This is a genomic window from Legionella jamestowniensis (assembly GCF_001467745.1).
Taxonomy (GTDB): domain Bacteria; phylum Pseudomonadota; class Gammaproteobacteria; order Legionellales; family Legionellaceae; genus Tatlockia; species Tatlockia jamestowniensis.
The window spans coordinates 46068-58384 of sequence record NZ_LNYG01000012.1 but is presented as its reverse complement, the minus strand read 5'-3'; the positions used below and the strand labels follow the sequence as shown (position 1 = coordinate 58384).

Below are 12317 nucleotides of genomic sequence, written 5' to 3'. Positions count from 1 at the left end.
AGAACTACCTCACGAGTCTTGATTTTTGCCAGACACCTTGATGGTGAATGTAGGGCGAGCGTCTTAACCCCCACTTTGCCATCAACAACACAGTTTTTTTCATTAAATAACCATGCGGTTTGCCAGCCTTAATGGCAGCTGCCCGTTTAGGGCAAAAAGTAATGGACACAATAAAACCAACAATGAAACCAATACATCCGAAGGCCAACGGATAGCCAATAAAAAGTCCTGCCAAAGCACATCCCATGCTAATTAGTGGTGTTGTTACCACCACTATCCAGAAAAGCTCTCTTAGACTTAACCCTTTATAGGCTTCATAATCAAACGACAGATGACGTGAGGACGGTTGATTCATGAATCCCCCCTAAATCTTGAATTTGGTAATCATGCTGTAACCGACATAACCTGCTACGATACTGATGGCAAGATAAGTAATTCCCATCACCGCAAACGTACCAAAGGCCACCATAGAGCCATCATTTTTCTTGGATTCTTCAATGCCATGCTGAATGGTGGTGATGAATTTAATAAAGCTCATGACTGCAGCAATAAAAAGCAATAACCCCAAGCCTTGGCGAACATAGTTTCCTGTAACCGTCATCATGCTTTTGTTACCGTCGCTGATGTCATCGGCATTAGAGATTTTTGGAAACCAGTTATCGGCAAACAATGCGGGCGCATAATTTAAAGTAATGAGTCCTGTACCCATTCGTTGCCCCCATTGTTTGACACCTGCAATTGACTTTTTCATGATTAATTCCCCTTAACGATTAAAATTAGAATGAATAAACAAAACCCAAGAACAATGCGGATTAAGCGGGAACCTAGAAGGATAAGAAATCCTTCTTGTTCTTTTTCTGCATTGCCCATGAATTGATTGATGCACCAAATAAGGCCAATAATGACAAGCATGATGGCGACAAATCGGATGCTGCCGGAAAAGGCACTTGCAGCAGTATCGCCCGCAGCTTGCTTAAAACTGACAGCAAAAGTTTTGGCAATATCCACTTTGCTCATGGTTACTTTCCTATAAAATCCAGCGCTAAGGGTTTGATAATTTTAGGAACAATTGCGGGTTTATTGATGTAATCAATCAGCGCATTACGAATGGACAGTAAATCGGTACGAAGGCCTGCATGAGTTTTTCCATCGGAGCTTTCAAAATTATCTATGTGCAATTGGATGCGGGTATTGGGTTCAATTTCAGTTTGGGCTTCATCAAGTAAAGACATGATGGCGTTAATCTGATTGATTACTCTAACTAGCGTTTGGTTGAGTGCATCGTTACTCGCATGAGAGGCTAGTGGCAGACTTAATATGAGTAATAACAACAATCGTTTCATGTTTTCTCCTTACAAATATTTTTTAAATCGGCTTGCGGTGATGGAAACCGTGATGCCTAGCAACAGGCTTGCTGGTACAAAAACAAAGGCAGGTGTGATGCATATGGGTAGCGCAAGCCAGAAGCTCAATAGCAGTAAAAGGCCTCTCTTGGCGTGGCGATTGAGCTGGTGAAAGACATAGGAGGATTCACGACCAAGGGACGCGGTACGGATAGCGCGTTGATTTAACCCATCGACAAGTCCAACCACAGTCATTAATAAAAACAGAGGTACAGCCGAAATCAGAATAACCAGTTTGATGAATATCACCTGAGTAGTTAATCCCATCAGTAACCAAACTTGATTGGCGATTAGGCTAAAATCTTGTGCTATTTCATTTAAATCATTGGTTTCATCAGGCATCACTTCATCCAGATTTTTTTTAATCAGAGAGCCTGTTTGTGCTGCTTTGTTGGTAACCTCTTGAGTAGGAATGTTTTTTAACCAGGATTTAACGGTGTTAGCAACCATCACTCCGTTAAACGTGGTAATTGCTTGCGTTTGTTTTTGATAAAGTGTGGTAACTGAAGTATAAGCTTTTTCAAACCCTACACAGCACCAAAGACTGGATACCCAACCCATTAGGATTAACCAGCCTAATAAAAGAAGGATCATAAAACTCATGATGGTTTTTTGGAATGGTTTGGGCGTTACAGTCTTTATTGCCATAATTCTTTCCCAAAGAAAGCGAGTGGGTAATGGGTTTCTTGAAAGAGTTCCATTAAGTCATCCACGTTAGCCGGTAATAAAGGCGCTTTGGTGAGGCGTTGTAACGCTTGAAGTTGCTCACTGGTATTGATATTGGCGACAAAGCCCAATGCTTGTGCTTCTTCAAGCTTTTTCGCGTTGGCTTGCAACCACTGGTAAGAGGCCGCATCATCCCCAATGATAAATACAGGATTTGAGAAATTAACGAGTGTGAGTGTTCGTCTCTCTACTTTACCAGCAGTTACATGACTTGATACGGGCAATCTCGCATCGAGCTTTTCTTGTAGTTTTAAAGACTCTTCAGTGAGCTGTGCTTGGCTTTCTTTAATATATTGCTCCATGTTAATGGTTTGCCAGGCATAACAGGATGTAATCATTAACAACCCCAAGAGTATGGCTGACTTTCGCATCTTAAAATCTCCCCAAATCAACAATGCTGGAATGACCGTTTTTGGAGAGCAGCAACAGTGGTAGTGACTTTTTATTGACCTTGAGGGATTGGTAGCTTAGTTCGCCGTGGTTGAGACTAATACGGCCACCATTAACAAGATGTTGTGGTATTTGATGTTGATTCGCCCATATCTGGATGGTTGTATCATTCATATCCAATAACATCAGATGCAGACGTGCATCCGGTGTTTGCTCTATGGCATCAAAGAGCATTAGTAAAATGGTTTTTACAGCATCCTGTTCTTTGATAAAGAAATACAGTGTATCGCCCTGGGTTAATTGCACTGGTTTGTGGGCATAGGGCGAATAAGGAGATGGGTCAAACTCACCAACCACAGGGACATTAGCAAACAATTTGTTATAAGCGTTGTAAAAAGCATTGTTCCAGGCAATATTTTTAGCTACTTTCTGGGCTTCCTGTCTTGCTGCTAATTCTGCAAAATGGTTGCGTTCGGTTTCATTTCTGGCATTAATACCCAGAATATCAATAGGAGTTTGTCTTAAGCCTTTGTAGTAGAATTTACTTTTATTTTGCATGAGCAGGACATAACGTTTTTCTTCATCAGTAGTTAATCCCCATACTTTAGCTTCATGCAATTGGATATCGGTCAGTGTAATTTTATTGATGTCTTGCTCTGAGGTCAGATCGTCTTCATTAGTCGTTAATCCTGTTCTGGCCAATGTTTTATCTTCAATGGCAAAGTGATTTAAGGGCTGTTGATTTAATCCTGGAATAGTCATATCAGCATGTACAGCATGACAGGCTAATATGGGAATCAGGAAAGCAGAATACTTAAGCATCAGATTCACCCTGCAACACATCCATCCTCACCACAACATGCTCTTTATTACCGTTTTCCAATTCCATGCGTTGTAGACCGAAGTCAATACTTAATACTGTCCAGCCAGCTAATTGGTCGCTTTTTTCCAAAGGCACTGTCTTAAAGGTATAAGCCACTGTAGCCACACTGACTTGCTGAATGCTGTCTATACTGATGACTTTAAACGGTAAGGTGTTAATGGGCAGGTATTTAATGGGATGCTGCTTTTTATCCAAAGTCCTCACCATTTCACGCAAGACATCCAATTTTTGTGTTAATTCAGTACGATTATCATTGATCAGGCGATTAATATCTGTTTCATTATGATTGTTGAGCTGTTCAATCAAGGAGATCAGTTTATGAAAATCCTGATTAATAACGGTTAAATCAACTGTCTCAACGGGTTTTTTAACTTCCTCATGCAAAGCACCAAGCTGTGCTTGCAAGGTATCAAGACGATGTGAAATAACAGCCGAATTATTCGTTTTATTTGTTGGAAAATAGTTAATACCAACAATGACACCTGCCAAGGTCAAGCCTAAGCCTGCTGCCAATAAATACTTTGAGGTCGTTTTGCGATTGATCATGATATACCCCCATTTCTTACTCCAGCTCTTAATTTGAAATTCACTTGCCGTAATAAAGGATCTTCAATTAAGGTAAATGACTGTTGGCCAACAAGAACTTCAAGGCCGTCCTTAACAGTCAAAGGGCCGAGGTTTCTATCAATCTGAGGCAAGGCTTGGCGCATGATGGTTTGCAGGCTCTGAAGTTGTTTTTCTTTCGATACCAGAGAAAATCCTGAAAACTTCAACCACCATTCAACTGCCTGACCTATGGTTTGTACTTCTTGAGGAAAATGGACTTGTTGAATGGCAAGGAGTGGATTGATCTGGGCTGCTAATGGTTTGTTGGCAACAGTCGCGTAGCGGTTTACTTGAGTAACGTTAGCTGCCATAGAATAAAAGGCTGCTACGCTAAGTACGCCAATTACAGAGAGTTGAGCACTTATTTTCATTTTGGTTCCTCTATATCTGTGTTTTGAGGATTAGTTTGTTTTCTTAAAAAAATTTCTTTTCTATCAACATCAATATGAGCTGGAGCTTTAATACCTAAAGCGACTACACCTCTTCGTTGATAAATAACGTGTATTTCAATCTGCCCTTTATCAATTAATATTTGTTCACCCTTTTTTCTTGTCAGTACCAACATTATTTTTCTCCGGTTATTTTTATTTCATGTTTAAGATTGCTTTTATTTTTTTCAGGTGTGCGTTGGCAACAACAGGATTACAAGGTTTGTAAGGTTCTCTTTGAAAACACTGTTTTTTTCTGGCTGATAGTTGCTTACAACACTCAATAAATTGCGCCAGCGCAGGCGGCATTTCGCGGTTTTTAAGACACTCATCAATCGCTTGATCAATTAACTGAGTATCGAATCCCTCTAGTGCTTTTGACCACTCTTGACGTGCAAAATTTGAATAAGCTTCATTCTTGAATTGGCTACGCCATATGTGTCCATAAAAGGTTGAGAATTTCAGAAAAAGTTTATTGACTTGCTCAATGCAATTTCCAGAGATTTTGGAACTCGGCGTCACTGAAACTTGAGCTTTCACCCGATTCTGTAATCCTGATGCTGTTTGTAGGTGATACGTATTTACGATTTGTTTCATGGATTGCATGATCATGCTCCTTGGCTTCAAGATTTGTTGATGTTGTTTCCCAGCATCGCTGTGCTAACCAATTTGCTGGATACTTCCAGGCCGGAACCCAAACGCCCTCGGCGCGTTTTTTTATCTCAAGTTGAATTTGTTCGGTTAAGCGAGCTATGATTTGCTGGACTAAGCTTTGAGAAGGCTTTAGTTTTTTAAATACCTCAAAAGCGTTTTCTTTTTCTTTTTTCAGAGGGTACAGATCCCAGAAGACATCAAAGGCTTGTGATAAAGAAATAAAAAAATAATTATTATTATCTTGAGGAGTGGCGGGTTCATCCTTTGGGGTTGTGTCGGGATCTAGTTTATTCGTATTGGATTTTGTTGAGTCTAATAGACTTTTTTGTGGTTCTTGAGGTGCGCTATAGTCATGTGTTTTTATGGCGGCTTTATTCTGAACAGAATCATGCCTATCCAGTAATAAACAACGTAAAACAAGCTTTCTTTCCCAAGACCGGATTTGAATTAACCCTGCCTTCTCAAGCCCTTTCAAAGCACGTCGCAACTGATCCTTACTGGGACTTCCGCTTTTAATGCCAGAATGAGGCTCTATGTAAAGCGCTTCACTCAATGACTGATAACTAATACCACGACGAATACCGACTATTCCTGTCTTGTAATCGACGTAGGGCTTAATGCCTTGAAGATAAGTTAATTGTTGTAGATAAGGTAAACCACTTAGTGCAGAAAGTTCCTGATGGGTGATAATAATAAATTCCATAGTTTGACCTATTATCAAGAATATAAATGAAAAAATAAAACATGATGTGATTTTTAAATAAATTTATGATTAAATATGATAAGTATCACTATTTTATAAAACACAAAACGTTTTAACTGGTCAATAATATAAAACAAATAGTGTTTAAGTCAATGGGTATGTATCATTTTTTTGAAGGATCACAATGGATATTAGAGAACAAATAGGTAATCGTATTACCAAAGCTCGTAAAGAGCTGGGTATTACGATTAAAGAGTTAGCAGCAAGAACAAAAGAGCTTTCGCCAGCAAGAATAAGTAACTGGGAGCAAGGAACGCGAAGTCCTGGGCCATTGGAAGCTAAACTGCTTGCAGATCAGTTAAATGTATCTGCCTCTTATTTGTTGTGCTTAACGGATAATCCGCAAGGGGATCTCATTCAGAGTTCTGAAAATAAGCTTCGACATATTCCTATATTGAGTATGAAAGATTCAGCACATGCTAGAGAAATTTTAGGACAACAAGATACATTTACGTTTGAGAAAACAATTACCATTGATAATTTTAATTTATCCATCAAAAGCGCTGCACTATTTGCAGTTGTGGTTGAAGATAACAGTATGCAACCCGAGCTCAATCCAGGTGATATAGTGATTATTGATGGTCAATTGCAACCCAATCCAGGTCAATATGTCTTGGTTTACCTAACAGGGAAAAAACAGACTGTACTGCGTCGATATGGTGAAGCAGATGGTTGTTTATTTCAGTTGTTGCCGAATAGTGAATTATGGGCCACAGTAAGTATCAAGCAAGCCAATGAAGCGCAACTGATTGGTGTTGTTACTGAAATCAGAAAATATTTGCAGTAGTTATGAAAAGTCCCATTATCCTTTTAACATCATGGATTTCGGAAGAACTTGAAAAAGGAGCACCTAATCCACAGCACGCTATATTAACTACGACTCGCAAAGATGCTATTCCTCATGGACGAGTTATTGCCATTCGTGAAATAAATGAACAAGGCTTATTATTTTTTACTCAACGAGGAACCAAAAAAGTTGCCGAGATGACTAGCAATCCTGTGGTATCGCTTACTTTTTGGTTTGAGTTATTTGAAAGAGAAGTCATCATAGATGGAACGGTCATTGTGTTAACAGAAAGCGAGAGTAGGGCTTACTGGGATACTTATCCACCTTTTGCCCAAATTAGATTTCATAGCTATGCGCCTACCTCATCGCAAGTGATACCCAGTAAACAACTGCTCGAAGATAAAAGAGAAACTTGGCTACCCAGTTTCAAAATAATCCATTACCTATGAGCGAGTATTATTGTGGTTTCAGGGTAATTCCTCAACGAATGGTATTTTATACTTACAGAACTGATGAATTGTCTGATGTGGTAGAATATTGCTTTATAAAAATAATTGGGAAAAGAATCTGCTTTCACCTTGATTATCATTGTATTGATTTCCCGATGGCTATGAAAGTAGTGCTCGAGATACTGCGGTAGGGAAAAAATTATGATTCAAATTGAAAAAATAACTGGGAAATTGGCTCAAACCTTGTGTCGAACAATTACAAAGGATTTACCTGAATATTTTGGTTTACCAGAAGCTAACGAGTACTACTCAATAGGTGTAAAAACACGTACTAATTTTGCAGCGAAAACTGAGAATAACTATATTGGTCTTGTTTCGATTGATTTTCCTTACCCTAATAATGCCAATATTTATTGGATGGCAGTATTGCGTGATTTCCATCGCCAAGGCGTAGGAAGCCAATTGATTGATGTAGCTTGTCAGTTTGCGAAAACGCATGGGGCTAAGACGATGACCGTTGAAACACTAAGTCCCTTTGAGACAGAAGAAAACTATTTAAAAACCTATCAATTTTATCAATCTGTTGGCTTTTCACCTCTCTTAAATTTAAAACCAGAAGGGTATGAGTGGAACATGGTCTATATGGTAAAAGATCTTGAAATCCCAACTCAAAGTAACAAAGCAATATCCATCAAAGCATTAGAGCTATCCGATATTCCAGTTATTGTTGACGCATTTCAGAAAGCAAACTGGCCAAAACCTGCTTCCCTTTTTAAATTTTATTACCAAGAGCAACAGCAATCGGCCAGGGTTATTTGGTTGGCTTATTTTCAAGGACAATTTGCTGGATATATCACCTTGAAATGGGAATCGCAATATGAACCGTTTGCCAAACAAAAAATCCCTGAGATTATGGACTTGAACGTGCTGCCCATTTTTCGTCAACGTGGGATAGGTAGCACTTTACTGAAGGCTGCTGAAGAAAAAGCCGCAAGCCAAAGAGATGTCGTTGGTATTGGTGTAGGATTATATGGTGGTCCTGATGGAGGATATGGAGCGGCACAACGGCTCTATGTGAAGCGGGGTTATTCTCCAGATAGTTTAGGAGTGACTTATGGCTATAAATCAACAGTGCCAGGGGAAAACTATCCGCTTGATGATGATTTAATTTTATGGTTTACTAAAACATTAAGATGAGCCTCTTGATCCCTCATGGTATGTGAGCACTTATCTTTACATGGATCAGCTAAGAGGAGTGCATATAGTTGTTCTTCCTTTTAATGCAGGCACTTCATTAAATTTTTTAAAATTTAACTCAGCGGAAAAATAATCAGCAACCGCTGTTAAATCAGAGGCTTTGTTAGGTTAATTTTTCATTCAGCGTAAATAGAGTGCTTTTTCAGTCAGAATATAGCGTGAAGAATCATATTGGCTATATCTATTTTCATCCGGTAATTCTTTCAATTTGTAGAATCCACAATTTGTGGTGCCTGAAAATTGATAATCTATTTCCCTTGAATCATGGTTGTCCGTGATAGTCCCGGGATATCACTATAATGTCTTATTTCTTCGACTGCTGTCGGGTTATCAGGCCTCATGATGTTTCCTAAAATACAAAGCAATAGGTTACGTAGAGTATAGTAAACAAGTTGCCTGAAAAACGATCAGGATTACTGCGTACGAGATATGGCTTATTCATTAGAAAATTAGCAAAAACATCTTGGATGTAAGAATAAAAAGCGAGGAGTGTGTATTTTATAAGTTCAGTTGTATTATTTGTAAAAATGCGTTGTTTGTGTATCAGTCGCGTTTATTTTAATCAGTTAATTTTGATTTATGGTATACTTTGTTTTTTTACCCTTTTGATTAAAGTTTTCTCTATTAAGATTGAAGATAATATAATTAATCCATCTCCAGTAATACTACATTTATGGAATCATGATAAGAAATTATTATGGGGAAAACCAAAAAGGCATTTATTTTTTTAGAGATAGTGCCAAAGTTGACAGTGGTATTGCTATGGTTTTTTCAGCGGGGGAGGACTAAATTGAGTGTACTAAATTTTGACGCCAAATAGAAAAAGAGAAAGTCTAGACTAATGAAAAACACAGAAAACGAATTAAAGCAAACAGAGGATAGAACCCTATCTTCTTTATCTAGTGAAGAGTCGCTAGAAAAATCAAAATTGCATGATAGTACCGTAATTGGCTCAATTGCTCATGGTATTTCTAATTTAAACACAGCAGTGCATATGACGGGATTGCACGTCATGCCAAAACAACTTAAATATGTTGGGCCTGTCGCTGAGGTTATATCAGAAATTATTCACAACCCCTCCGAACCTGTTGTTGAAAAAATCGTATGTGGAACAGGCGTTGCTCTCGCTAAAGAAGGTATTAACAGTACAGTTGCTGCAGTATCCGGTGTTACTATTGGTAGTGTTGCAAGTTTAGGTACGACACCCATAGGGGGAGCATTCGTAGGGGCTGCAGTAGCAACGGGCGCATACGTTATGGCAGATAAAATTACTACACCCATGGGTAAAGTTGTTACAGACGCGTGTCATCAAGCATTTGAAGCTATGAGTGATACATCAGATAAACAAAAAACCTCTAATGAATGGAAAAATATAGATATTAGCTTAAATAGGTTAAATGAAATTGAAGAAAGTATTAAACAAAGAAAGTCTGAGCTAGAAAATTATGATAATGAAGATAACCTAGAAGTAAGTATCCCTCCTGAAAGTGAAGAAGACATCTCTATACTGATTGCCAACATTGCTCAATTAAGCACCAATGATGTCCTAGATGCATTAAACGAATTATACGAGCAAGAAGCTTATGACGATGCAATTAAACTACTTTCTGCGGCCCTTGCTCAAGGAGAAAATAATCTTAGATTCCACAATGAGCTAGCGTACTGTTATGAAGCCATTGATGAGTTTGATAAAGCATTATCGCATTGTGATAAAGCCGCAAACTTAAATCCAATGGACCTTTCTTCTTATTACATTCGAACCAGAATCTATCTCAACAAAAATCAATCCGATTTAGCACTACAAGACATTCAATATTTATTAACTTTCGACAGAAGTGATGAAGAATTTATAGCAATAAAAAGAGAGCTTGCTGAATATTGTTATGACGCCAGCATCAATAAATTAGCTGAAGGTATGAATGAAGTAGCGCTGCGTTTTATTAATGCTGCATTAGATTTATATACAGAGGATAAGGACTTATTATATTTACAGCGCAGTAAAGTATATTTGGGAATGGAAGCATATGACTTAGCATTTGATGAATGTGAAAAAATTCTTACTCATAACCCTGAATCACAAGAGGCTAAAATTCAGAATTTACTCATCCTTGCTCATATGAACAGCAAAGCAAAAGAATACATACAGCAAGGTCAACAAGCTTTTGGTAATGATGATTACCAAGCTGCAAAAGAGGAAGCACACAAAGCTTTAAATTTAGTAGAAACGGTGGATGCCGATTACTTGCTGGGTATGGCTAATTTATATTTAGAAAATATCGATGAAGCCATTGCCAATTTTACCAGTGCTATTGTTTTAGAACCTGATAATCCTGATTTATATTTGGCTCGAGCTTATGCAAACCATTTTTCTATAAATAGAGTACAACTATTTGCTGATTACGATAAAGCATTAGAATTATTAGAAGGAGCTGATAATTTTACTGAAATGAAACAACAAATCGCTAATAATCTGCATCACCATGCCACAAGCGATTTTGCTTCTGGTGATCTTGAAGGTGCGCTTTTAGTAGAGAAACAAGCTATTCAATATGAACCCAATGCACCAGAATATCAGCAATTTAAACAAGCGGTAGAACGAGAGATTAACCTAAATGAGGCCGAGCGATTATTAAATGAAAGCATTGTTGCCTATGATGAAAACAATGTACAAAAGGCATTAACATTAATTAATCAATCATTACAATTAAATCCTAATGGGGCTGAAGCATTTGGACATCGCGGTAATTGTTATATAAAACTAAACCAATTCACCAATGCAGAACAAGCCTATATGAGAGCTATAGGCATTGATCCTAATTGTGCTACCGCTTATAACAACCTGGCTTTTGTTTCTTATCAATTAAATAAATATGAGCAAGCGCTGGAAAATAGCAATAAATTTTTAAGCTTTGAGCCTAATCATGAGTCAGGACTGGCCATAAAAGTAGCAGCGGAAGAACAAATTAGGCAGAGAGTGCAATTAGCAGAATCACAAAAACAAGCACAAGCTGTGGAGGCAACAGCGCCTAAAGTCGCACCAACTCAGCAATCCGTGAAGTTCTTCCTGGATAAAAAAGGTCAATCGCGTAGAGAGTGGAAAAAAGCTTATTATGAATCAGAAGAAGGCAAAGCCATGTTAGCCGCAACTGCGAAAAAACGGGCCGAGAAAGCTGCTAAACGAGAAAAACGTGCAGCGCAGTATCCAACTTCTCAGAATCATGACCCTTTTGCGATGTCGCATAAGGTACAACAAAATATGCGAGCACACAGTCACTTTATTGCCAGTCATAGTATACAACCAACAAGCTATACCTCATCTATCAGCTTACAAAATTCAATGGCAAGATCCAAAGAAAGCTTGCAAAAAACAACGATTGCCGTGCAAAACGCAGCTACCGCTTGTGGTCAAATAGGTCATCAAATACAAATTAATCACTTAAAGCAACAATTGGAGGCGAAGGTTTCATCGCAAGGAATGTTCTCAAAATCTGCTTCCTCTGCACCTAAAGTTGCCACACCAAATCCAGCCATTGTTAATGAAATTAAAAAAGAAATAGCAAACGAGAAAGCACAAGGAATTGTGAGTGGGAAAGCGGCTGATGGAGTTGACATTACTAAAAAATGGCCTGGGTGCCGAGTGCGTCATTTTCTTACTACAGAAAATACGGCAGGAAGGCAAGTTCATTATTATGATGTTAATTGCCCAACAGATTCAGGTGAAACCAGGGTATTTTCCGGCTATACCATTAGCAAATAATTAGATATTGGGTGCATGTTGAATGGACAAAAAAATCCACTGAAAAAATAGACAATTTTTTTCATCATTATCTGGGAGGGTAGCTGCCTAATGCATTGAAAAAGCCACCCGGAAAGTCATATTGTTCTTTAATATATGCTGTAGCATTTTTTTGTTAAAAATACGTAAAAAAAGAAAAATACTACGCTAGAGTACAACTCAATACACTAGAATG

15 protein-coding genes and 1 pseudogene are annotated in these 12317 nt (G+C 38.3%); 4 read left to right on the top strand and 12 right to left on the bottom strand.

Going from position 1 to position 12317, the window contains the following annotated elements; all coding sequences use genetic code 11:
• Positions 1-4: 4 nt before the first annotated feature.
• The 12 genes from Ljam_RS03415 to Ljam_RS03360 are packed head-to-tail and all read right to left on the bottom strand — an operon-like array spanning position 5 to position 5793.
• Positions 5-355 (bottom strand): TIGR03750 family conjugal transfer protein, encoded by a 351-nt coding sequence (locus Ljam_RS03415; protein ID WP_058448732.1) that lies wholly within the window; start codon positions 353-355, stop codon positions 5-7.
• A 9-nt stretch (positions 356-364) separates the two neighbouring features.
• On the bottom strand, positions 365-751 hold the full coding sequence (locus tag Ljam_RS03410; protein WP_058448731.1) for a hypothetical protein: 387 nt from the start codon (positions 749-751) through the stop codon (positions 365-367).
• 2 nt (positions 752-753) lie between these two features.
• Complete coding sequence (locus Ljam_RS03405; protein WP_058448730.1) at positions 754-1017, bottom strand: hypothetical protein; 264 nt, start codon at positions 1015-1017, stop codon at positions 754-756.
• Between the two features lie 2 nt (positions 1018-1019).
• On the bottom strand, positions 1020-1343 hold the full coding sequence (locus Ljam_RS03400) for a hypothetical protein (protein WP_058448729.1): 324 nt from the start codon (positions 1341-1343) through the stop codon (positions 1020-1022).
• Between the two features lie 9 nt (positions 1344-1352).
• Positions 1353-2051 carry a TIGR03747 family integrating conjugative element membrane protein gene (locus Ljam_RS03395; protein ID WP_058448728.1) on the bottom strand — a complete coding sequence of 233 codons (699 nt, stop codon included), beginning with the start codon at positions 2049-2051 and terminating at the stop codon, positions 1353-1355.
• The gene (locus tag Ljam_RS03390; protein ID WP_058448727.1) at positions 2042-2500 is read right to left on the bottom strand and encodes an integrating conjugative element protein; all 459 of its coding nucleotides are present in this window, start codon (positions 2498-2500) and stop codon (positions 2042-2044) included. The genes Ljam_RS03395 and Ljam_RS03390 overlap by 10 nt, the downstream gene beginning before the upstream one ends.
• Position 2501: 1 nt before the next feature.
• Entirely contained in the window at positions 2502-3341 is an 840-nt protein-coding gene (locus Ljam_RS03385; RefSeq protein WP_058448726.1) for a TIGR03759 family integrating conjugative element protein, read from the bottom strand.
• Complete coding sequence (locus Ljam_RS03380; protein ID WP_058448725.1) at positions 3334-3948, bottom strand: hypothetical protein; 615 nt, start codon at positions 3946-3948, stop codon at positions 3334-3336. Before Ljam_RS03380 ends, Ljam_RS03385 begins: the two co-directional genes overlap by 8 nt.
• Positions 3945-4379: a PFGI-1 class ICE element type IV pilus protein PilL2 gene (gene pilL2, locus Ljam_RS03375; protein WP_058448724.1), complete on the bottom strand. Its 435-nt coding sequence runs from the start codon at positions 4377-4379 to the stop codon at positions 3945-3947. The genes Ljam_RS03380 and pilL2 overlap by 4 nt, the downstream gene beginning before the upstream one ends.
• The gene (locus Ljam_RS03370) at positions 4376-4573 is read right to left on the bottom strand and encodes a carbon storage regulator (protein ID WP_014843975.1); all 198 of its coding nucleotides are present in this window, start codon (positions 4571-4573) and stop codon (positions 4376-4378) included. Before Ljam_RS03370 ends, pilL2 begins: the two co-directional genes overlap by 4 nt.
• 19 nt (positions 4574-4592) lie before the next feature.
• Entirely contained in the window at positions 4593-4976 is a 384-nt protein-coding gene (locus Ljam_RS03365) for a Vir protein (RefSeq protein WP_238583683.1), read from the bottom strand.
• Entirely contained in the window at positions 4921-5793 is an 873-nt protein-coding gene (locus Ljam_RS03360) for a hypothetical protein (RefSeq protein WP_058448722.1), read from the bottom strand. Before Ljam_RS03360 ends, Ljam_RS03365 begins: the two co-directional genes overlap by 56 nt.
• 184 nt (positions 5794-5977) lie before the next feature.
• Here Ljam_RS03360 and Ljam_RS03355 point away from each other — a divergent pair, with 184 nt between their 5' ends.
• The 4 genes and pseudogenes from Ljam_RS03355 (at position 5978) to Ljam_RS03340 (ending at position 12103) form a co-directional block, all read left to right on the top strand.
• Positions 5978-6640: a helix-turn-helix domain-containing protein gene (locus Ljam_RS03355; RefSeq protein ID WP_058448721.1), complete on the top strand. Its 663-nt coding sequence runs from the start codon at positions 5978-5980 to the stop codon at positions 6638-6640.
• 2 nt (positions 6641-6642) lie between these two features.
• Positions 6643-7222, top strand: a pseudogene (locus tag Ljam_RS03350) (pyridoxine/pyridoxamine 5'-phosphate oxidase).
• Positions 7223-7290: 68 nt separating this feature from the next.
• Positions 7291-8286 (top strand): GNAT family N-acetyltransferase, encoded by a 996-nt coding sequence (locus tag Ljam_RS03345; RefSeq protein ID WP_058448720.1) that lies wholly within the window; start codon positions 7291-7293, stop codon positions 8284-8286.
• A gap of 901 nt (positions 8287-9187) precedes the next feature.
• On the top strand, positions 9188-12103 hold the full coding sequence (locus Ljam_RS03340) for a tetratricopeptide repeat protein (protein ID WP_058448719.1): 2916 nt from the start codon (positions 9188-9190) through the stop codon (positions 12101-12103).
• Positions 12104-12317 lie beyond the last annotated feature (214 nt).

Excerpts from the sequence above, each read along its gene's own strand:
- Ljam_RS03415 (WP_058448732.1), bottom strand. The coding sequence starts at position 355 with ATGAATCAACCGTCCTCACGTCATCTGTCGTTTGATTATGAAGCCTAT.
- Ljam_RS03410 (WP_058448731.1), bottom strand. The coding sequence starts at position 751 with ATGAAAAAGTCAATTGCAGGTGTCAAACAATGGGGGCAACGAATGGGT.
- Ljam_RS03405 (WP_058448730.1), bottom strand. The coding sequence starts at position 1,017 with ATGAGCAAAGTGGATATTGCCAAAACTTTTGCTGTCAGTTTTAAGCAA.
- Ljam_RS03400 (WP_058448729.1), bottom strand. The coding sequence starts at position 1,343 with ATGAAACGATTGTTGTTATTACTCATATTAAGTCTGCCACTAGCCTCT.
- Ljam_RS03395 (WP_058448728.1), bottom strand. The coding sequence starts at position 2,051 with ATGGCAATAAAGACTGTAACGCCCAAACCATTCCAAAAAACCATCATG.
- Ljam_RS03390 (WP_058448727.1), bottom strand. The coding sequence starts at position 2,500 with ATGCGAAAGTCAGCCATACTCTTGGGGTTGTTAATGATTACATCCTGT.
- Ljam_RS03385 (WP_058448726.1), bottom strand. The coding sequence starts at position 3,341 with ATGCTTAAGTATTCTGCTTTCCTGATTCCCATATTAGCCTGTCATGCT.
- Ljam_RS03380 (WP_058448725.1), bottom strand. The coding sequence starts at position 3,948 with ATGATCAATCGCAAAACGACCTCAAAGTATTTATTGGCAGCAGGCTTA.
- pilL2 (WP_058448724.1), bottom strand. The coding sequence starts at position 4,379 with ATGAAAATAAGTGCTCAACTCTCTGTAATTGGCGTACTTAGCGTAGCA.
- Ljam_RS03370 (WP_014843975.1), bottom strand. The coding sequence starts at position 4,573 with ATGTTGGTACTGACAAGAAAAAAGGGTGAACAAATATTAATTGATAAA.
- Ljam_RS03360 (WP_058448722.1), bottom strand. The coding sequence starts at position 5,793 with ATGGAATTTATTATTATCACCCATCAGGAACTTTCTGCACTAAGTGGT.
- Ljam_RS03355 (WP_058448721.1), top strand. The coding sequence starts at position 5,978 with ATGGATATTAGAGAACAAATAGGTAATCGTATTACCAAAGCTCGTAAA.
- Ljam_RS03345 (WP_058448720.1), top strand. The coding sequence starts at position 7,291 with ATGATTCAAATTGAAAAAATAACTGGGAAATTGGCTCAAACCTTGTGT.
- Ljam_RS03340 (WP_058448719.1), top strand. The coding sequence starts at position 9,188 with ATGAAAAACACAGAAAACGAATTAAAGCAAACAGAGGATAGAACCCTA.